The organism is Photobacterium sp. GSS17 (assembly GCF_028621875.1).
Lineage (GTDB): Bacteria > Pseudomonadota > Gammaproteobacteria > Enterobacterales > Vibrionaceae > Photobacterium > Photobacterium ganghwense.
The window spans coordinates 1,404,102-1,423,056 of the sequence record NZ_CP117517.1 but is presented as its reverse complement, the minus strand read 5'-3'; the positions used below and the strand labels follow the sequence as shown (position 1 = coordinate 1,423,056).

Annotated in this window: 14 protein-coding genes; 12 read left to right on the top strand and 2 right to left on the bottom strand. The window is 48.2% G+C overall.

Annotation, left to right across the window (positions count from 1 at the left end; genetic code table 11):
• Positions 1-33 precede the first annotated feature (33 nt).
• Positions 34-936 carry a DNA-binding transcriptional activator PunR gene (gene punR / locus PGW97_RS06285; RefSeq protein ID WP_047885662.1) on the bottom strand — a complete coding sequence of 301 codons (903 nt, stop codon included), beginning with the start codon at positions 934-936 and terminating at the stop codon, positions 34-36.
• Between the two features lie 140 nt (positions 937-1,076).
• On the opposite strand from punR, the gene punC reads away from it, so the two are divergent.
• From punC to artM, 5 genes are all read left to right on the top strand, one after another.
• A complete protein-coding gene (gene punC, locus PGW97_RS06280) occupies positions 1,077-2,282 on the top strand; it encodes a purine nucleoside transporter PunC (RefSeq protein ID WP_273859299.1) in 1,206 nt (401 codons plus the stop codon).
• A gap of 303 nt (positions 2,283-2,585) precedes the next feature.
• The gene (gene artP / locus PGW97_RS06275) at positions 2,586-3,314 is read left to right on the top strand and encodes an arginine ABC transporter ATP-binding protein ArtP (RefSeq protein ID WP_302481119.1); all 729 of its coding nucleotides are present in this window, start codon (positions 2,586-2,588) and stop codon (positions 3,312-3,314) included.
• A 79-nt stretch (positions 3,315-3,393) separates the two neighbouring features.
• Positions 3,394-4,125 (top strand): arginine ABC transporter substrate-binding protein, encoded by a 732-nt coding sequence (locus tag PGW97_RS06270; protein ID WP_217392406.1) that lies wholly within the window; start codon positions 3,394-3,396, stop codon positions 4,123-4,125.
• A 3-nt stretch (positions 4,126-4,128) separates the two neighbouring features.
• Positions 4,129-4,842 (top strand): arginine ABC transporter permease ArtQ, encoded by a 714-nt coding sequence (gene artQ / locus PGW97_RS06265; protein WP_273859296.1) that lies wholly within the window; start codon positions 4,129-4,131, stop codon positions 4,840-4,842.
• A complete protein-coding gene (gene artM / locus PGW97_RS06260; protein WP_273859294.1) occupies positions 4,839-5,510 on the top strand; it encodes an arginine ABC transporter permease ArtM in 672 nt (223 codons plus the stop codon). The genes artQ and artM overlap by 4 nt, the downstream gene beginning before the upstream one ends.
• Positions 5,511-5,569: 59 nt before the next feature.
• On the opposite strand, the gene PGW97_RS06255 is transcribed toward artM, so the two are convergent.
• The gene (locus PGW97_RS06255) at positions 5,570-6,865 is read right to left on the bottom strand and encodes a DUF5666 domain-containing protein (protein ID WP_273859292.1); all 1,296 of its coding nucleotides are present in this window, start codon (positions 6,863-6,865) and stop codon (positions 5,570-5,572) included.
• Positions 6,866-7,369: 504 nt separating this feature from the next.
• Between PGW97_RS06255 and PGW97_RS06250 the strand changes: the two genes are divergently transcribed.
• The 7 genes from PGW97_RS06250 to PGW97_RS06220 all read left to right on the top strand — a co-directional run bounded on the left by PGW97_RS06250 (position 7,370) and on the right by PGW97_RS06220 (position 18,800).
• On the top strand, positions 7,370-7,963 hold the full coding sequence (locus tag PGW97_RS06250; protein ID WP_217392403.1) for an HD domain-containing protein: 594 nt from the start codon (positions 7,370-7,372) through the stop codon (positions 7,961-7,963).
• A 589-nt stretch (positions 7,964-8,552) separates the two neighbouring features.
• Positions 8,553-11,705 (top strand): sensor domain-containing protein, encoded by a 3,153-nt coding sequence (locus PGW97_RS06245; protein ID WP_273859288.1) that lies wholly within the window; start codon positions 8,553-8,555, stop codon positions 11,703-11,705.
• 77 nt (positions 11,706-11,782) lie between these two features.
• A complete protein-coding gene (locus PGW97_RS06240; RefSeq protein ID WP_047885670.1) occupies positions 11,783-12,112 on the top strand; it encodes a hypothetical protein in 330 nt (109 codons plus the stop codon).
• A gap of 609 nt (positions 12,113-12,721) precedes the next feature.
• Positions 12,722-13,945 carry a sodium/glutamate symporter gene (gltS, locus tag PGW97_RS06235; RefSeq protein WP_047885671.1) on the top strand — a complete coding sequence of 408 codons (1,224 nt, stop codon included), beginning with the start codon at positions 12,722-12,724 and terminating at the stop codon, positions 13,943-13,945.
• Positions 13,946-14,221: 276 nt separating this feature from the next.
• Entirely contained in the window at positions 14,222-14,458 is a 237-nt protein-coding gene (locus tag PGW97_RS06230) for a YdcH family protein (RefSeq protein ID WP_047885672.1), read from the top strand.
• Positions 14,459-14,776: 318 nt separating this feature from the next.
• Complete coding sequence (locus PGW97_RS06225) at positions 14,777-16,003, top strand: L-lactate MFS transporter (protein WP_047885673.1); 1,227 nt, start codon at positions 14,777-14,779, stop codon at positions 16,001-16,003.
• 484 nt (positions 16,004-16,487) lie between these two features.
• A complete protein-coding gene (locus PGW97_RS06220; protein WP_053061850.1) occupies positions 16,488-18,800 on the top strand; it encodes a cytochrome c peroxidase in 2,313 nt (770 codons plus the stop codon).
• Positions 18,801-18,955 lie beyond the last annotated feature (155 nt).

The following is an 18,955-nucleotide window of genomic DNA, read 5'->3' as shown; positions in this document are numbered from 1 at the left end:
ACCCCATGGTTCCGAAATAGCTCTGTGAGACAACTAACGCATCCACTCACGGTGCAGCTGCTCGCTGTCACCCAAGTATTCCAGCAGCCATTCAATGGCTGGATTGCGTGTTGCTTTGTTCCAGGCCAGGCAACACGGGCTGAATGCTGGTTTTACTGCAAGCTCCTTTTCCACCAGCTCACCATTGGCTATCCGTGGCAGCGCCATATGAGCCGGAACAACCGTAATACCCAAACCGGATTTCAGACAGGACATCGCACTGTGCCAGTTTGGCACCATAATTCGGCGTTGGTTATCCATCAGCCAGGTGACCCGTTTAGGCAGTACCCGTGAGGTATCTTCCAGGCAGATGGCCGGATACTGGCTCAGCTCTTTCTCTTCAAGCGGATGGCTGGTCGCTGCTAACGGATGATCCGGCGAGACAACAAACCGCCACTCCAGCACGCCCATATCGCGATAATCAAAATGCCCACTGACCGGAATCGCCGCCGTCGCACCGATAGCAATATCGGCCCGGCCATCAGCCAAGGCGTCCCAGACCCCGTTGAACACTTCCATGGTAAGGTGCAACTCCATATCCGGAAACTGCCGATAAAAGTCACGGACTAAGGTATTAACACGGCTTTCCCGGACCACCGTATCCAGCGCAACGGAAACACTTTGCGACCAGCCGTTTGCCACACGCTGCGTTTGCAACCTGAGCTGTTCCATCTGCTTGAGCAAATTTCTCGCTTCTTCGACAAAATACTGGCCAGCAGGGGTCAATTCGACCTGCCGGTGAAGCCGAACAAATAATTCGACAGCCAGCCGCTCCTCAATGGTTCTCACTGTGTAACTGATTGCACTTGGCACTTTATGAAGCTCTTCTGCGGCAGCGGAAAAGCTGCCTCGCCGAGCAACAACATCAATTACTTGCAGGTCATTGTATGAAAACATAGCAATATTCCACTACGAAAACGTGTGCGTGAATTTCAAATCAATTTATTTGAAAGCAATGTTGAAATTTTACCGTTTCACAGTCTATGAAGCCAGTTATAGACTTGCAGGCAAAGCAATTAATCTAATGCACTAAAACTATGACTAATCAACCATCAAAAATCACCATTCTCTGGTTTGCATGTTTAAGTATGCTGGGTTTCCTGGCAACGGACATGTACCTTCCCGCTTTTGAAGTTATTCGGCAGGATTTTGAAACTTCACAATCACTTATTGGACTGACGCTCAGTATTTTCCTTTTAGGGATGGCACTTGGCCAGCTGGTTTATGGTCCGTTGTCTGACCGTATCGGCCGTATCAAAGTCCTGTTGGGCGGCATGGCATTGTTCTCAGCTGCTTCAGTTGCCTGTGCTTTTGCCCCGAATGTCGAAGTCATGCTGATCGCCCGATTTGCTCAGGCTCTGGGCGCATGTAGCGCAACGGTTATCTGGCAGGCAGTGGTTATTGACCGCTACGAAGGCAAAGTGTCAGAGCGTGTTTTTGCCACCATTATGCCACTGGTTGCCCTGTCTCCGGCGTTAGCACCTCTGGCCGGTGCCGTGCTGGAAAGTCAGCTGGGCTGGCGCAGCATTTTCATCGCCCTGGTAGGATTTGGTGCTATTTTATCCATCATGACGCTAAAGGAAACTGAAAGCGTCAATCTGGATAAAAAACAAGAAAAACTCAGTGTTCAGTTGCGCCAGGATTATCGCCAGATCCTGAGTTCAAAAAAATTCGTGGGTAATATGATCATTTTCGCTGCCTGCTCAGCAGCCTTCTTTGCATACCTGACCGGTTCTCCGTTTGTTATGTCTGCAATGGGTTATTCGGGTGCGGATATCGGTCTGAGCTATGCGCCGCAAACTGTCGCCTTTATTCTTGGCGGTTACGGTTGCCGTGCCCTGCTGGGTAAAGTTGACAGTCAGCGCCTGCTGCCATGGATTTTGAAACTGTTCGTGGGCAGTGTCCTGGTGATGCTGTTGGTTTCCGTCAACACTGAGCCAACAACTATCTGGCCTATCCTGGTTCCATTCTGTTTCCTTGCGGTAGCAAACGGTGCGATTTACCCGATTGTGATCAGCAAAGCGCTGGAAGACTTCAAGAACTGCAGTGCTACTGCGGCCGGTCTGCTGAACTTCCTGCAAACCATGGTGTGCTTTGCGGCCAGCGGCCTGGTGTCTGCTTTTGCGGGTTACGGTTTGATTACAGTTACCATTGCTATGTTCTCGACCGGTATTCTTGCCCTGATCGGCTTCTCGCTGGTCGTCAAATCTCGTCGAGGTAATCCGGCAGTACAAACTGCCTAAGCAAAACACTCACTTCGAATAATTATCAAGGCTGCCATTCGGCAGCCTTGTTTTTATCTACAGTATCCCACCCCTTCTAAAACTGCGTACTTTTCCAATCCCATTGATAGGTTTGTTTATTATAATTTCACATTTGCACTAAGAATCACCTAAAAACAGGTCATTCCGCCTTAAAGGCCCAGCATTCACAGAACAAATATTAAACAAAACCCTAACATCAAAGTTTTTTTATACATTTTTCTTGCATAAGCACTCACCATGGGTAATATAACTTCAATCCACGGTTTAATGCAGTCTGTCAGCATGAGTATTCAAGTAAAGTCTATTAACAAATTCTACGGAAATACCCAGGTTCTCCACGAGGTAGATTTTACCTGTGAGAAAGGTGACACCCTGGTACTTCTGGGCCCAAGTGGCGCAGGAAAAAGCTCTTTACTTCGCGTCCTCAACTTGCTGGAGACCGCCACATCAGGCCAACTGCATATTGCTGATGAGCATTTCGACTTCACTGGGTCTATCAACGAAAAGTCAGGGCTTCAGCTCAGACGTAAAGTCGGCATGGTGTTCCAGCAATATAACCTCTGGCCGCACCTCACAGTGCTGGAAAACCTGATTGAAGCACCGGTGAAAGTCGCGGGCATGAACAAAGCTGCGGCTATTGAAGAAGCGATGACAACGCTTCAGACACTGCAGCTTGCCGATAAAGCCGATGCCTGGCCGTTACAACTTTCCGGCGGTCAGCAACAACGAGTGGCTATTGCCCGTGCTCTGATGATGAAACCTGAAGTTTTGCTGTTTGATGAACCAACTGCCGCGCTGGACCCGGAAATTACCAACCAGGTAGTCAAAATCATCAAAGATCTGAGCGGTACTGGTATCACCCAGGTAGTCGTTACCCACGAAGTCGACTTCGCAAAAAAAATTGCCAGCCATGTGCTGTACCTGGAAAAAGGACGCATGGTGGAGTTTGGCACCCATGAGGCATTCACCCGACCAGCCACCCCGCAGTTTGCTGAATACCTCACGCACTAATTAAATCTCAACCCTTATTGATACACCGGTATCAGGCCGAAAGCCGTGATGCGCGGTTTATAACGCACGGAGTAATGCGATGAAAAAGATTTTACTGGCATCCCTGATCGGTCTGGCTTCCACTCACGCCCTGGCACAGGACGAAATTAAATTTGCAATGGAAGCAACCTACGCGCCATTTGAATATGTTGATGAAAACAATCAGATTCAGGGCTTTGATGTGGATCTGGCCAACGCGCTTTGTGAAGTCATTGATGCAAAATGCAGCTTCCATAACCAACCTTTTGACAGCCTGATCCCTGCATTGAAATTCCGTCGTTATGACGCTGCAATTTCTGGTATCGATATTACGGAACAACGCCAGCAAGTCGTGAACTTTACTGCGCCTTACTACGACAATGCAGCCGTTTTCGTTGCCCTGAAAGACAAGGTCGCTGACCAGTCTGCACTTGCAGGTAAGCGCATCGGTGTTCAGAACGGTTCGACCCACCAAAGCTACCTGACCGATACCATGCCGGGTGTAACTGCGGTGCCTTATGCGAGCTATCAAGATGCGTTCCTGGATATGCAAAATGGCCGTATTGATGCGGTATTTGGTGACACCGCCGTTGTCGCTGAATGGTTCAAGAAAGGCGATACCCTGAACTATGTCGGCCAGCCCGTTACTAACGCGCAATACTTCGGCAACGGTTTTGGTATCGCCGTAAATAAGAACAACGAAAAGCTGCTGGAACAGCTGAATGGCGCCCTGAAAACCGTCAAAGCTAACGGTACCTACCAGCAGATTTTTGATAAGTACTTTGGTGAGTAATTTATGGCGTTATCGGGATATGCATTAACGTTATTGGAAGCGAGCTGGATCACTATCCAGCTTAGCTTTGCCAGTGTCATCGTCGGATTGTTGCTCGCCGTCGCTTTTGCCGGTGGTGAAATGTCACGCTACAAATTGTTGTCGTGGCCAACAACTGCGTTTGTGACGGTACTCCGCGGATTACCGGAACTACTGGTTGTGCTGTTTATCTTCTTTGGTTCGACCCAGGTGTTGTTTCTCATCACCGGTGATTATGTCGAAATCAGCCCGTTCTGGTCTGGAGTGATAGCCTTGTCGCTCATTTTTGCCGCTTATGCTTCGCAAACCCTGCGGGGCGCGTTGAAAGCGGTACCAAACGGACAACGAGAAGCCGCCAGTGCACTGGGTATCCCGAAAAGCCATGCCTTTATCAAAATTGTGCTTCCACAGGCTATCCGCCATGCCCTGCCAGGGCTGACGAACCAATGGCTAGTGCTGCTGAAAGACACCGCACTGGTCTCTCTGATTGGGGTCACGGACCTGCTTAAACAAGCCCAGTTAACGGCAGCAGCTACGCACCAGAGCTTTACCTGGTATGCCTCGGCGGCGGCGGTCTATCTGGTGATCACCATTGTCACCCAACGTTTTGTTAAAGTGCTTGATAAGAAATACAGTGTGCAGGATGCCAGCCAGGGCCATTCGGTTTCCGCGACATCCACCAAGGAGGCAACGGCATGAACGAACAACATGTCTGGCAGCTCGTTGACGGACTCGCAACCAGCCTTGAACTGACTGCCGTTTCCTTACTGGTGGGCTGTGTGATTGCACTGCTGATGACACTGACACTGATTCTGAAAACACCAGGGTTCCACTGGATCAGTCGGGGGCTAATAACCCTATTTACCGGTACTCCGTTGCTGGTACAGATTTTCCTGATCTATTACGGGCCAGGTCAGTTCGAGGCCGTTCGTGACAGTATTGCCTGGAACTGGCTTAGCCAACCGTGGTTCTGTGCCATGCTGGCACTGGCACTGAATACCGCGGCCTACAGCACCCAACTCTTTAAAGGGGCGTTTAATGCGATCCCGTCAGGACAGTGGCAGGCATGCCGGGCGCTGGGGATGGATACCAAAGCCACGCTGGGTGTCTTGCTACCCTACGCCATTCGCAGGGCTATTCCGGCTTACTCCAACGAAGTGATTCTGGTATTTAAAGGAACGTCTCTGGCCAGCACTATCACCATCATGGATATCATGGGTTACGCGCAGCGTATCAATGCCCAGACCTACGACACTTTGGTCGTGTTTGGTGTCGCTGGCGCGTTTTATCTGGTGATTAATGGTTCTCTGACCTTACTGTTTCGTCAGGTCGAACGCAAAGCCCTGGCCTTTGAAACCGCCCGTTAATGTCAACGTCCGGCCATGTGCAGTGGCCGGACGTTAAATTAGGGGGTCATTGTGTTGTATTAAGGCTCATTACGGCACTGGCTCAGCTCATTGCTTTCCGAGCGCCGACATTCCACATCCGCCCATTTGCCCTCAAAGCTGTCGAGTGTCCCATCTGTAGCGGAATAGCCCCACAGACTGCCGCTGCTTACGACACCTTCCAGGCTGATTTCACTGTCTTTGCTTTCCTGATCAATCTTCTTGGCTCGGTGTTCACCATTCAACGAACGTCCCTGAATTTCTACCCACATCCCATTGATGGAAGAGAGCGATAATCCATCCACAAACTCAGTGTTTGCATCAACGATAAAAGGGATTTGGTTAATCGTTAGCTGATTGCCAGCAAAACTGGCCTCACCTTCCACCTTAAACTCAAAGCTGGTGCTGGTTGGTACAGAAGGACTGGAACCACTGGCTTGAGATTCAAAATCAACCTTTGTTGCGACCAGTTGCCCATTCAACTCGACCAAATCTAATTCCACGATGGCGCCGGGTTTCAAGTCCGCAGGAGAACCATCATCAAAGACAGTACTGCCATCAACCTTGACACGCAGATATCCACCGACTTCAAACTCCGCCCCGTCATCACTGACCCAGGTAACTATGCCCTCAAATTCACTCCCGCTGACATCACGTCCTTGCTTAACCTCAATACGGGAGGCCACAAAGGTGTCACCTGAGAATTGACCGTGTACTTCCGCCCATGCACCATCCAGCAATGGCCGGCTGTCATCAATCACCGCATTACTGAAATCCACCTTCACCGTCTGCAACAAGAAAGTACTGCTGGCAGTATCTAACTGGGAAATCCCGCCTTCTAATTCTGCTGACGTGAGAGAAGGCGTTTTGGCCACATGCAGCACCTGCCAGGAATCGTCTGGCTGAAGCATCGCAAAAACCAGCACCCAGTCGCCCACAGCAAACCCTGAGCCACTGGTTGCCACAACAACCCCGTTCACGGTAATACTGTCCGCAGACACCGCCGTCACCGGCCCACTCAATACCGGCTGCAAAGTGATCTGCTGGCTAACCCGCTGAGCCTGTGTCCCTGATACGATGGCTTCGACAACCATCCCCTGAGCCAGATCATTGAAGCTGAACGTGTTATCGTCATACGACACCGTAGCCGCTGAGCCATCCAGCTGATGGCCATTAACACTTAACGTTTCATCATCATATGAAATACTCTCAACCGGGCCGATTATTCGGGCTAACGTTGTCGCATCATTACCGGTACCACTGTCGGAAGAATCACTCCCACACCCCGCAAACAACACCGAAACTCCCACCATCACCAAGCCCGAGAACATCTTCATAAACTTGCTCCAATAACGAATCAGGGCGGATACCCCAACAGGACGGTACAGCACCGAAGCTGGCCACTTATGTTACCTACCCACTTGTAGCAGGTAACGTCAAACTGTTCGCTTGTAACTGTTTGCTTTAACTCATAGCTGCAAACTAACAGCTAATCAGCGCCTTACTGTTTGGCACTGACGGAATAACACCGGCCCGGGTGCTGATACTCGCAATATGCGCTGAGTATAGGCGGGCAGCAGGAAGCATTAAGACTCATGTGTTAGACAATTCGGGCAGCAAAATGGAGAATGCGCTGAGTTTCAGGCAGTTAACCTTTAGCGCGACAGTTTTGACGAAACCTCTGATAACCTGGATTGACCTCACTGCATGCATGGCTAATGGCCTGTGTACATTTGCTTAACGTCAGTGAAAGGTGTTTAATACCGGGCGTTTGCTGGCCGCAGGTTATCATTGTCTGATTGCTCGACTTGCAACATGGATATTAAGAAAAAGAGGACCTTATGAACGATTTAGAAAAACAGCTTGCCTTCATTACAGAAATTGACCGTTTGAAAGCTGTTCGACGTCAAACCATGGTCAAGCCAGACAATAACCGCCGTGAAAACAGTGCCGAGCACAGCTGGCACATCGCCCTGATGGCGCAGGTACTGAAAAGCTATGTCGAAGAGCCGGTAGATATCAATCGTTCTGTCAGCATGTTGCTTATTCACGATATTGTTGAGATCGATGCCGGTGACACGTTCGCTTTTGCCGCGCAACATGAGCTGGATAATCAGGAAGAGCAAGAAATTGCCGCGGCTAATCGCTTGTTCGGATTGCTGCCTGACGAACAATTTGAAGCAATGAGAGCGCTGTGGATTGAGTTCGAGCAAGCAGAAACGGCCGATGCCCGCTTCGCCAAAGCCATGGACCGTATTCTGCCGCTCATTCAAAATATGGCCAATAACGGCGGCACCTGGGTGGAGCACAACGTCACCAAGCAGCAAGTACTGAAACGTAATCAATACCTGCAAGCAGTGACACCCAAACTGTGGGCCTACGCCTGTCAGCAAATCGACCTTGCTGTTCAAAATGGCTGGTTGATTGATCAGTAATGGTTATGACTTCATGATTGTTTTGAGCCCGTGACATCGGGCATCACTCACATTATGAAGAACAATAATAATGAGTAGCCGGAGCCACGCTGGCGGCTTCGGTATCATGCCCCTTCCCTAACTTATCCCTTTTCGTCTGCCGCAGGTTTTCCCTACTTTTCCCAGTCTGTCCCTACTGGCTTTTTTCCTGTTTTATCCACCTGTATTTAGGCTGGTTGACTCACCTGCTTTTTTAGCTTCATTGTTATTATTTCCGTCACGTAACCACCTTTTATTTATAAAAGTGAAACAAAAGCACCTATACTTAAGTTGCCTGTGAAAAAACACATCCATTAATTATTGACAGTAATAACAATCAATTTAAATGCAGCTTTTATTTTTCTGACATTTAATTATTAACCTATCATTAAATAGGCATTCAGCTTATTACCAACTGATAATTTACTGACGCTAATTCGGAAAAAAGTTGTGCTTCAACTCGCAGAAATCATGCTTTTTGAAAGAAAACGCACGAAAACTCACTTTTTATACGACAGCAAGCAATCGGGTCCTATACTTAGTTCTGATGTGGCTTAATCATGGAAGATGTATGAAGGTAGTATTGTTGAGATTTCTGGTTCTGTTGATCCCTCTGCTATCGCTGACAGCCGTTGCTTCCTATTATATCTATCAAGAAGATGCAAAACAGTTAAAGCAGCGTATCCACGAAAGGGAACAAAGCCGGCATATTTCTTCATTGCACATCACTCGACTGCATTTTTCACCGATCTTGGAAGATTTACATTATTTAAGTGAAAAATCGCGTGAAGAGTTTGTCTTATCCGGCCATTCTTTTGATGAGTCATTAACAATATTAACAGCGACATTTAAACGCCTGGCTAATACACGTCGATATTATGATCAAGTCCGTCTTCTGGATGAAAACGGCCAAGAAGTTATCCGTATTAACAGTGTTGATGGTAATACCACTGTTGTGCCAGATAAACAACTGCAAGATAAAAGCCATCGCCCGTACGTCGTCGAAGCCCTGAATATTCCTCCGGGCCAGATCTATACTTCACCCTTTGACCTGAATATGGAAAATGGACGGATAGAACTGCCCTACAAACCCATGATTCGCTTTTTCAGCCATCTGAAAGTGAACGGGAAAAGTTATCTGGTCGGGCTAAATTATCTGGGGATGGATTACCTGAACGAACTTACCCAACAGTATGGCTGGCAGAACAGCCAGAACTGGTTGGTCAACAATGAAGGACAGTGGTTACTCGGGCCGGACAGAACCAGCGCCTGGCAATTTATGCTGCCGTCCAACAATCCCGCAGTGACAGATTTCAATCAGGACTTTCCGACACTGTGGCAGCAAATTCAGCTAAATGCCAAAGGACAGTTTATTTCGGGTGACTACCTCTATACTTTTACCCGTTTTTTTTCCGGGAAAGGCTTCTCCGGCGATAAGCCCTTCACCCTGCCTTTTGACGGTGCCGACTTACCCTGGACTATCATCAGCCGGGTAAATCTCACCAATGCCATTGATGAACTGGCTTTCTCACAACAACGAATCATCAAGTTTGTGGCTTTTGTCATTCTGATCCTCGCTCTGCTGTCAGGCTGTATTGTCCTGACCTGGCACCTGTCTCAGATGCTCAATGCTCAGCGCAGGCTGACCCGCAACGTTGAAGACGCAGCGCTTAAGTATCAGACCGTGTTAACCAGTGCGCCTGATGGGCTGATTACGCTCGACATGCAAATGAACGTGCTGACGATGAATCCGGCAGCCCACAAAATTTTAATGCTACCGAATAAAAGCCTGAGCGGAAAAAACCTGCTGCGACTGGTAGCGGGCGGAAAAACCCGTAAACAGCTTAAAGAGCTGATCGACGATCTGCATGAGCGAAAAGTCGGTCAAAGCAACGAGGCTTCACCCGTCGTTAAAGCCACCATTCAGCTGAGAGGCATCCGCCCCCGCTATATTGAAATCATCGCAACCGAAACCACCTACAGTGAAAGCGATGAAATTTTGCTGAACATCCGGGATGTCACTGAGTGGTCATTGCGTGAAGATAAGCTGAAAAGCCTCTCGCGCGCACTTGAGCAGAGTAACGACGCTATCATTATCACCGACTATAAAGGGATTGTTGAATACGTAAATCCTTCGTTTGAAAAGCAGAATGGCGTGCGTTCAAAAGAAATTGTCGGCACTCAGTCTACCCGCCTGCTGCGCCAGTCATTGCCAAGTAACCATGAACTGATCAAAGTGCAGGAGCAGTTGAAACTAGGGATGACGGTACAACGGGTGATTGCGCATGAGCAAGATGACAAAGATGTGCTCTACGAAGAAAAAACGATTTCACCTATACGCAACAGCAGGGGCAAAATCAGCCACTATATCTCGACCGGGAAAGACATTACCGAACGGGTTCTGTTCGAGACACGCCTGCAAAAGCTGGCCCATTTTGATTTACTGACCGAACTGCCCAACCGCACCCTGCTCCAGCAGAAAATCGACAGTACCATCAATGGTCATCATCGCCCGGAGCTGTGTGTGGCACTTCTGTCGGTGGATCTGGACCATTTCAAACAAGTCAATGACTCGTTCGGCTACGACTTCGGTGACAAGCTCATCCAGACTGTGGCCGGACGAATTCAGCATATATTACGCGAAACAGACTTTCTTGCGCGCTTGGGGGGGGATGAGTTTGCCATCCTCATTTGTGGTGAGATGACAGTCGAACACATCAGTCGCTTGGCAGAACGGATTATTACGCATATCTCAGACCCCATGTGTGTCGATAATAAAGAAGTCTTTCTGACCGCCAGCGTCGGGATAAGCCTCTACCCGATGGATGCCGGTACGGCCGATGAGCTAAGCAAACATGCAGACATCGCGTTGTATCGGGCTAAAGAAGAAGGCCAGAACCGTTACTGTTACTACACACCCGAGATGGGTCGAGAAAGCTTGCTGAAACTCCAGTTGGAGTCAGAGCTTCGTAAAAGCATCGGTTCCGACCAATACGAACTTTACTATCAGCCCAAGGTGAATGCCACAAACCACACTCTGTGCGGTGTTGAAGCACTGCTGAGATGGCACAATGAAGCCGGTGAGATTCAACCGCCTGTTGAGGTAATTCCGATTCTGGAGCGCTCCGGCTTGATCATTCAGGTAGGTCAACAACTTATCCGCACGGCGTGTCAACAACTCAGGGCCTGGCAGGAAAACGGCGTGTATATCAATTTTGCGCTGAATATATCAGCCCGCCAGCTGCTGAACTCCAACCTGGTCGAAACGGTGCAGCAAGCCATCGAAGATTTTCAGTGTGACCCCAACTTCCTGGAGCTGGAAATTACTGAATCCGTCATTATGTCCGACGTAACGACCGCGCTGGATCGTCTTGTCAAACTGGAAGCGCTGGGAGTAAAAATCGCAGTGGATGATTTTGGCACCGGCTATTCCTCACTGGCTTACCTGAGCCGTTTTCCTATTCACATCCTGAAGGTCGACCGTGAGTTTATAAAAGAGCTGCCATGGAACCAGGATAATGTCACCATTACCCGTTCTATTGTCGAACTGGCACATAACCTGAACATGCGGGTCGTCGCGGAAGGCGTGGAAACCGATCCCCAGCAGCGTTTTCTGGCCAGCATTGGGGTCGAGGAATTTCAGGGCTATTATTTTGGTCACCCTGTCCCTGTTAATACGTTCGAAAATAAGTATATTACACAGGACAACGAATCTGTCCTCTGAGCGAGCACGGGTTTTAATTGCAAATCTGCCTTTGGCGCTATACCGTTAAGAAAACCCAACGTGATTAGGTGTGTAACATGAGTTTCAGTGAGCATCTTGAAAACTACATCAAACAACGTGACCAACAACAGCAACAGGGTCAGCCATTACGACACAAATACGTAGTTCAGGATCCGACGAACCAAAGCCTGGCACGCGAAGCAATGGCACAAGCACAGGAAGATGCTTCCCGACAGGCGACGGTTGAATCAAAGCAACCGCACTACCGGGTGAATGGCCGCTGCATGACACAAAATGAAGCCAGCGCGATGGAACAGCTAAAACCAACCAGTGCTCCGGCAAACCCTGACCGAATTGCATATATTCAACAACTGCGCAAAAACCTGAAATTGAGAAAACCCAGTTAATCCCTCCCCCACTTTTGTCGCTCTTCTTTATTAACGATTCTCAGAAGAGCGATAAATTTGTGACTTCAATACAATGAAACGCTGATTTATTAATCACAACATCCCCCCTTCAATGCCGTTATCACTCTCGCGATATAATAAAAAGCCAATTAATTTCAAATTTTTTAAGTTAATTTTTGGTAGTTTTACGCAATATAATCCTGCTTTTAGTCAGATGGCTACTATTTAGCCGCAACATATTCATCCTTAACAGTTCGATTACAATTCACCAGAATGATAGTTGCTGATATTCATCGTCTTCGAAACATTCAGAGAATTGACAGGGTCATGATTTTTAAGTGCTACAGCGGGTTTGGTGGTGAACCTTTGAGCGAATATTAAATCTGACATTTAATTTTCGCCTTCAGGTTAACTACGCCAACAACGAACAATATTTTAACAAATACACCAAAAGCATTATCAAGATACAAGAAACACATCAAAAAATTAAACAATCACAACAACATAGAAACTGGAGACCTACAACATTTTGTTCGGGATAGCAATATATGCAGGTGCTTATTTAGGAGTTAATATGGCCACCTAAAAAAACAATGCAAAGACATAATCATGAATACAGTCGTACAAGTAAGTGAACTTGAATCGTTTCTGATAGCGATTATTGTGCTTTTTATTGGCTATTTCGTTAATAGCAAAGTAAAGATCTTCAGAAAGTACAATATTCCCGAGCCTATTGTCGGGGGCCTTATCGTTGCCTTGATTATTACCATTTTGCACAAGCAAGGTATCGATATTACTTTTCAGCTAAGCCTGAAAAACACACTGATGCAGATGTTTTTTGCCACCGTTGGTCTGGCGGCCAGTTTTAAATTACTGGCTAAAGGAGGCTCTCGGGTTTTCTTATTCCTGGCCGTGGCAACCATCTTTATTGTCATTCAGAACGCCGTAGGTGTCGGAATGAGCAGCATGCTTGGCCTGGATCCGCTTCTGGGACTGATGGTGGGGTCTATTACCCTGTCTGGTGGTCATGGAACCGGTGCAGCTTGGTCACAAACCTACAGTGAGCTGTTCAATCTGAACACTTTGGAGCTGTCGATGGCAGCCGCGACCTTCGGCCTGGTAATGGGTGGCATCATTGGTGGCCCTGTCGCTCAGCGACTGATTAACAAATTCAATCTTAAATCGGATTTTGGCCCGGGTGAGAAACATCATGTTGAGCATCCTGATCTGGTGACGTATATCGATCATGAAGAAGATCGCATCACCGCCAAGAACACGATTGAAACCCTGTTTATTCTGTTAATCTGTGTCGCGGGTGCCGCTCACTTTAAAGCGTTTGTGGATAGCTTTGGAATCAGCTGGCTTCGTATCCCGGACTTTGTCTACGCCCTCTTTATTGGTGTTTTCATCACCAATGTGTGTGAGACAACCAAGGCTTACAAGGTCAACACGGAAACCGTGGATGCCCTGGGCACTATCTCTCTGTCGCTCTTCCTGGCGATGGCATTGATGAGCCTGCAACTGTGGGAACTGCTGGGTCTGGCTCTGCCGATGCTGATTATTCTGTCGGTACAGACTCTGTGTCTGGCTGCGTTTGCCTACTTTGTGACATTCCGAATGATGGGCAGTAGCTATGATGCAGCGGTCATTGCCGGAGGCCACTGTGGCTTCGGTATGGGGGCAACCCCGACGGCAGTAATGAACATGGGCTCGCTGGTCTCTCGTAACGGGCCATCTCCGCAGGCATTCATGATAGTCCCTATCGTCGGCGCGTTCTTCATTGATATCGCTAACCTAGTGGTACTACAAGCCTATATCAGCTTTATCCAGTAAGTCGCCACTTACTCATGAAAAGGCCAGGTTAATCACCTGGCCTTTTCTGTTTCAGGAATCCACAGCTATTATTATCTTAGCGGTTCGCTGTATGCGGCATTGTTCGCAAGAGCACTATAAAGTAATCAGCGCCATACAAACGTTGTATTACGACAATAATGACTTTCTTCACTCTGGGTGCGCTAGGAACCGAAAGCAACACGGTAGTGCCGTACACGCTTTCTCACGAGGCCGTTGCAAGCGGTGGTCCATAAGCTGAAATTACGGAGTATCACGATGTTAGGTGAAAATCACTCGCTCTTCATTGAGTACCCAGAACTAAGTGACAGAATCAAAGAACTGAAGACATCCGATGAACACTTTAAAAGGATGGCAGATCGTTATCATCATCTTGACCATAAAATTCGAGGTTTAGAAGGCAGCAACATTCCGACAGACGACCACCACTTCACGCAACTCAAACTTGAACGCCTCCAGCTTAAAGACAAAATCTTCAGTATCCTTTCAAACTAACACACGCTCCCGATATAGCGCCCTCCCCGCCATCCTGTATGGCGGGGAAACATTTTCCTGAATTCCCCTGCACACCTGAAGCGAATGTAACCCATTGAATTACGATGTTATAAATGAAAACAAACCGATGACAGCTGTTATCCGCCCGACAAACATTTGTAACAGGATGTGTCTATCTGTTTTCTGTCAAAAAAATATTGATAGAATCCGCGCTCCCTTGGCAAAAATGTCATTTTTGTTGATTAAAGACAAAAAAATTTTAGTAGAAAGCCCGCTGTCTTCGCGGTAGCGGCTTTGTTCGTGGTGACTGAGAGCAAAATGAAAAAATTTGATAGAGCTAAGCAGATCCTGCTGGCAGGTTTCTGTATTAACTTATGTATGGGCATTCTGTACGCTTGGAGTGTATTTAAGCAAGCGCTGGTCGTTGACCTGGGTTGGTCTAATGCTGATGCCTCAATGCCTTATACTGTCGCGGTCATCGCGTTCTCTGTATCTCTGCTGATTGCAGGCGTGCTGCAAGACCGCATGGGTCCACGCCGTATCCTGATTCTGGGTACCGTAATGGTGGGCCTGGGTATGATCATTTCCAGCTTTGCGACGTCACCACTTCTGCTGATTCTGACTTTTGGCCTGATGACCGGTTGCGGTATCGGTTTTGGTTACGCCTGTCTGGCACCATCAGCCATGAAATGGTTCCACCCGTCGAAGAAAGGCCTGGTAAACGGTCTGATTGCTGCAGGCTTTGGTCTGGCTGCGGTTTACCTGGCTCCTTTGACGTCCAGCCTGATTGGCACCTTCGGTATCAATACCAGCTTCATGATTCTGGGTGTGGCTGTCCTGCTGATTGCAGTGCCACTGGCATGTACCATCAACAACCCACCAGCCGGTTACCAGCCAGAAGCACCTGCCAATGCCGCGAACAAGCCAGCGTCTAAACCGGTTGATATCAACTGGCGTGCAATGGTCAAAACCCCGCAGTTCTATTCACTGTGGCTGATGTTTGCACTGGCTTCATCGGCAGGTCTGATGGTGATCGGTAACATCACCTCTATTGCCGCCCAACAGGCTAACATCACCGAAGCCGCTTACCTGGTTGTGATCCTGTCGATCTTCAACTCTGGTGGCCGCGTCGTTGCAGGTATCCTGTCTGATAAGATTGGCGGCGTGAAAACCCTGATGCTTGCCTTCATCATGCAAGGCATCAACATGGCGCTGTTTGCGAGCTTCAATTCAGACTTTACGCTGATGATTGGCGCAGCACTGGCAGGTGTCGGTTACGGCACCCTGCTGGCAGTGTTCCCATCTATTACTGCTGATTACTACGGTCTGAAAAACTACGGTGCAAACTACGGCGTACTTTACACCGCATGGGGTATCAGTGGCTTTATCGGCCCTGTGGTTGCAGCAGTCGCGGTTGACACAACCGGTACTTACACACTGGCTTACACGATCTGTGCCTGTATGATGGCAGTAGCAGTCTTCCTGTCTTTCATCACCAAGCCTGTCGATGCCGTTGCGCTGGAAAGCAAACTCGCTAAGGCGTAACCCGCACCACGTACGATGAAACCCAATCAAGCGCAGCTCAGGCTGCGCTTTTTTATTTTTAGAACAACTGTCGCATGTCTCAGGCGGTCTTGCGAGGTTCTGAAGCCAATCTTAAGATTGGTGCGAAATCTTATGAGACAACGCAGGTTGCATATTTACACCTCCCCGATTGGCTTAAAAAGCTCTCAGAAAAATTGTCCTATTTTGTGGTGAGTTATCGTCAGAATATTCATAGCTGGCATAAAAAAGACTTAGTCCAGCTTTGGGACATATCCTCACTTTCGCTACCCGCATCGCGGATAAGACTGAATTATTACCCCTAATGCAATTGTCTATATTTCCGGCTTAATTTCTAAATCAATAAAAGTACCGTTATTCACAAAGTTAATAATCAAGACTTCGCGTTTCACCCATCTTTATTTCACGAGTTTCCGCTCGTAATAAAAAACTAACAGTTTGTAAAAATGGAAGTTAGGGGTGAGTGATGAACGAAGTGAAGTTTTCTAAAAAACGTCAACTTCAAGCGATAATAGCGTCATGCATATTAGGCTTAACCGCCAGTATCGCGATCGCTGAAGTGGCCGAACCAACACCGGAGCCTGTCGATCTCTCTGTACTGAAATCGATGAAAGGGATCCAGCCCGCGCCCGTTTACGGGATAGAAAAATATGTCAAAGACAAAAATGCCGCGATTAAATTAGGTAAAGCACTTTTTTGGGAAATGCAGGCAGGTAGCCAGGGGCAAAGTTGTGCCAGTTGTCACTTCCACGCAGGGGCTGATAACAGGATTAAAAACCAGCTTAGCCCCGGTTTAAAACATACCGAAGAAGACAAACGTGAGATTTTTGACCCGACCCGTACTGGTCATGGTGGTCCTAACTACACACTGAAAAAAGAAGATTTCCCATTCCGTGTGTATCAAAACCCAGACGATCGTGAATCTTATGTAATGTTCGACAGTGATGACGTTGTCTCGTCTCAAGGGGTATTTGCCAGTACCTTCGATGATCTGTTTGGTGCCGACTACGACCAACACTTCACCGATGGCCGTGAGGGATGTACCAACATCAATGACATCTTCCATGTCACCAACATTGGTACCCGCCGGGTTGAGCCACGTAACACGCCTACCGTCATTAACGCCATTTTCAACTTCCGTAACTTCTGGGATGGCCGGGCGAATAACGTGTTCAATGGAATTGACCCATTTGGCCGTCGCAACAAAGATGCCAAAGTTATGCACTTTGATCGCTACAGCAACACGATTAACCTGAAGGAAGTGAATCTGGTTAACTCCAGTGCTGCATCTCAGGCGGTAGGGCCTCCAGGAAGTGATTTTGAGATGACCTGTGCATCTAAAGCCTTCCAGTCCATGGCAAAAAAACTGCTGCGTCTGGTTCCTCTGGGGCTGCAGCAAGTCGACAAAACCGATAGCGTACTGGGTTATCTGAGTGCCTACCCTAACAATGGTCTGCGTACGAGCTATCGTCAGATGATTCAGGATGCTTTCCATGAAGATCTCTGGGGCTACAGCCGTAAGATCGATGACTTTGAGCAAATCGAGCACAACTTCAGCCTGTTCTGGGGTTTGGCCATTCAGCTCTATGAAGCGACGCTGATTTCAGATGACTCACGTTATGACCAATATGTAGAAGGTGATAAATACGCATTGACTGACGAAGAAATCAAAGGGATGGAACTGTTTGTCGGGAAAGGTAAGTGTATTAACTGTCATAGTGGACCTGAGTTCTCGAAAGCCGCAACCCATCTAAACCCTGAGCAACAGGAAGGGGGGCTGGTTGAACGGATGATCATGGGCGATAACAACGCGGCGATCTACGATAACGGCTTCTACAACATCGGTGTACGTCCAACCAAGGAAGACATTGGGTTAGGTGGTGATGATCCTTGGGGCAACCCACTATCTTTCACTCGTCAGGCGCAGCAAATGGCCGCGGGTAAGAATGTGCCGGATAGCTTCGAGGTCGACCACAATACGTTTGAAGTCGATCCAAATGAACCGGTTAAATCTGACGAGCGGAATGCGGTTGATGGTTCCTTCAAAGTACCAAGTTTGCGCAATGTTGAGCTGACCGGCCCATACATGCACAACGGCAGCATGTCGACCCTGTTCCAGGTAGTGACTTTCTATAACCGTGGTGGTAACCGTGAAGACATGATGGAAGGACACGGCGACTCAACCGGATTTGGTGAAAACGGTTCTAACCTGGATCCAGACATCAATAACCTGGGACTGACTCTGGAAGAGAAATACGCGCTTGTCGCGTTCCTGAAAACGCTGACAGATGAGCGGGTTCGCTGGGAGAAAGCACCGTTTGACCATCCACAACTGCACGTTCCTGTCGGTGCCATCGGTGATGAATACGCGGTCACTGATAACGGCAACGGTATCGCGGAAGAAGAATGGATGGAAGTACCTATGGTTGGTGCTGGCGGTCGCTATGCCAAAGGGCTGTCTCCAATCGAACCATTCATGAATGACAAGCCGGTTAGTTCGGTATACGCCAAGGATGACTACCCTTCAGTGAAATACCGGTACAAAGTGACATTTGATGTAACAAGCAATGATTACGCTGACGGCGCAACTATCGATATGAACAGCGTCAACGTGATCAATGGCCCGGACCCACTGCTCGGTAAACTGGAAAATCATGGTAACGGCAGCTTTACCTACACCGCGACTCGTGCCAAGGATGCTACTTTCACTTACACCGTGAAAGACAGCTATGGAAACCTATCGAATGTCGCCACAGTGACCATCAAAGTCTCTTACTAACTTGCAGAAGCAATATCATAATAAAACGCCCCGTCCTGCGACGGGGCGTTTTTACGTGTTTGATAGTACCAACTGACTGGATGATACCAGCAGTTTTGCTGCTACCAGCGGTATGGCTATGCCGACAAGATTGGGACGGATCATTCAGGCATAAA

Coding starts and splice junctions, on each gene's coding strand:
- PGW97_RS06245 (WP_273859288.1), top strand. CDS start 8,553: ATGAAGGTAGTATTGTTGAGATTTCTGGTTCTGTTGATCCCTCTGCTA.
- PGW97_RS06230 (WP_047885672.1), top strand. CDS start 14,222: ATGTTAGGTGAAAATCACTCGCTCTTCATTGAGTACCCAGAACTAAGT.
- PGW97_RS06225 (WP_047885673.1), top strand. CDS start 14,777: ATGAAAAAATTTGATAGAGCTAAGCAGATCCTGCTGGCAGGTTTCTGT.
- punR (WP_047885662.1), bottom strand. CDS start 936: ATGTTTTCATACAATGACCTGCAAGTAATTGATGTTGTTGCTCGGCGA.
- PGW97_RS06270 (WP_217392406.1), top strand. CDS start 3,394: ATGAAAAAGATTTTACTGGCATCCCTGATCGGTCTGGCTTCCACTCAC.
- punC (WP_273859299.1), top strand. CDS start 1,077: ATGACTAATCAACCATCAAAAATCACCATTCTCTGGTTTGCATGTTTA.
- artP (WP_302481119.1), top strand. CDS start 2,586: ATGAGTATTCAAGTAAAGTCTATTAACAAATTCTACGGAAATACCCAG.
- PGW97_RS06240 (WP_047885670.1), top strand. CDS start 11,783: ATGAGTTTCAGTGAGCATCTTGAAAACTACATCAAACAACGTGACCAA.
- PGW97_RS06255 (WP_273859292.1), bottom strand. CDS start 6,865: ATGAAGATGTTCTCGGGCTTGGTGATGGTGGGAGTTTCGGTGTTGTTT.
- PGW97_RS06250 (WP_217392403.1), top strand. CDS start 7,370: ATGAACGATTTAGAAAAACAGCTTGCCTTCATTACAGAAATTGACCGT.
- artQ (WP_273859296.1), top strand. CDS start 4,129: ATGGCGTTATCGGGATATGCATTAACGTTATTGGAAGCGAGCTGGATC.
- PGW97_RS06220 (WP_053061850.1), top strand. CDS start 16,488: ATGAACGAAGTGAAGTTTTCTAAAAAACGTCAACTTCAAGCGATAATA.
- gltS (WP_047885671.1), top strand. CDS start 12,722: ATGAATACAGTCGTACAAGTAAGTGAACTTGAATCGTTTCTGATAGCG.
- artM (WP_273859294.1), top strand. CDS start 4,839: ATGAACGAACAACATGTCTGGCAGCTCGTTGACGGACTCGCAACCAGC.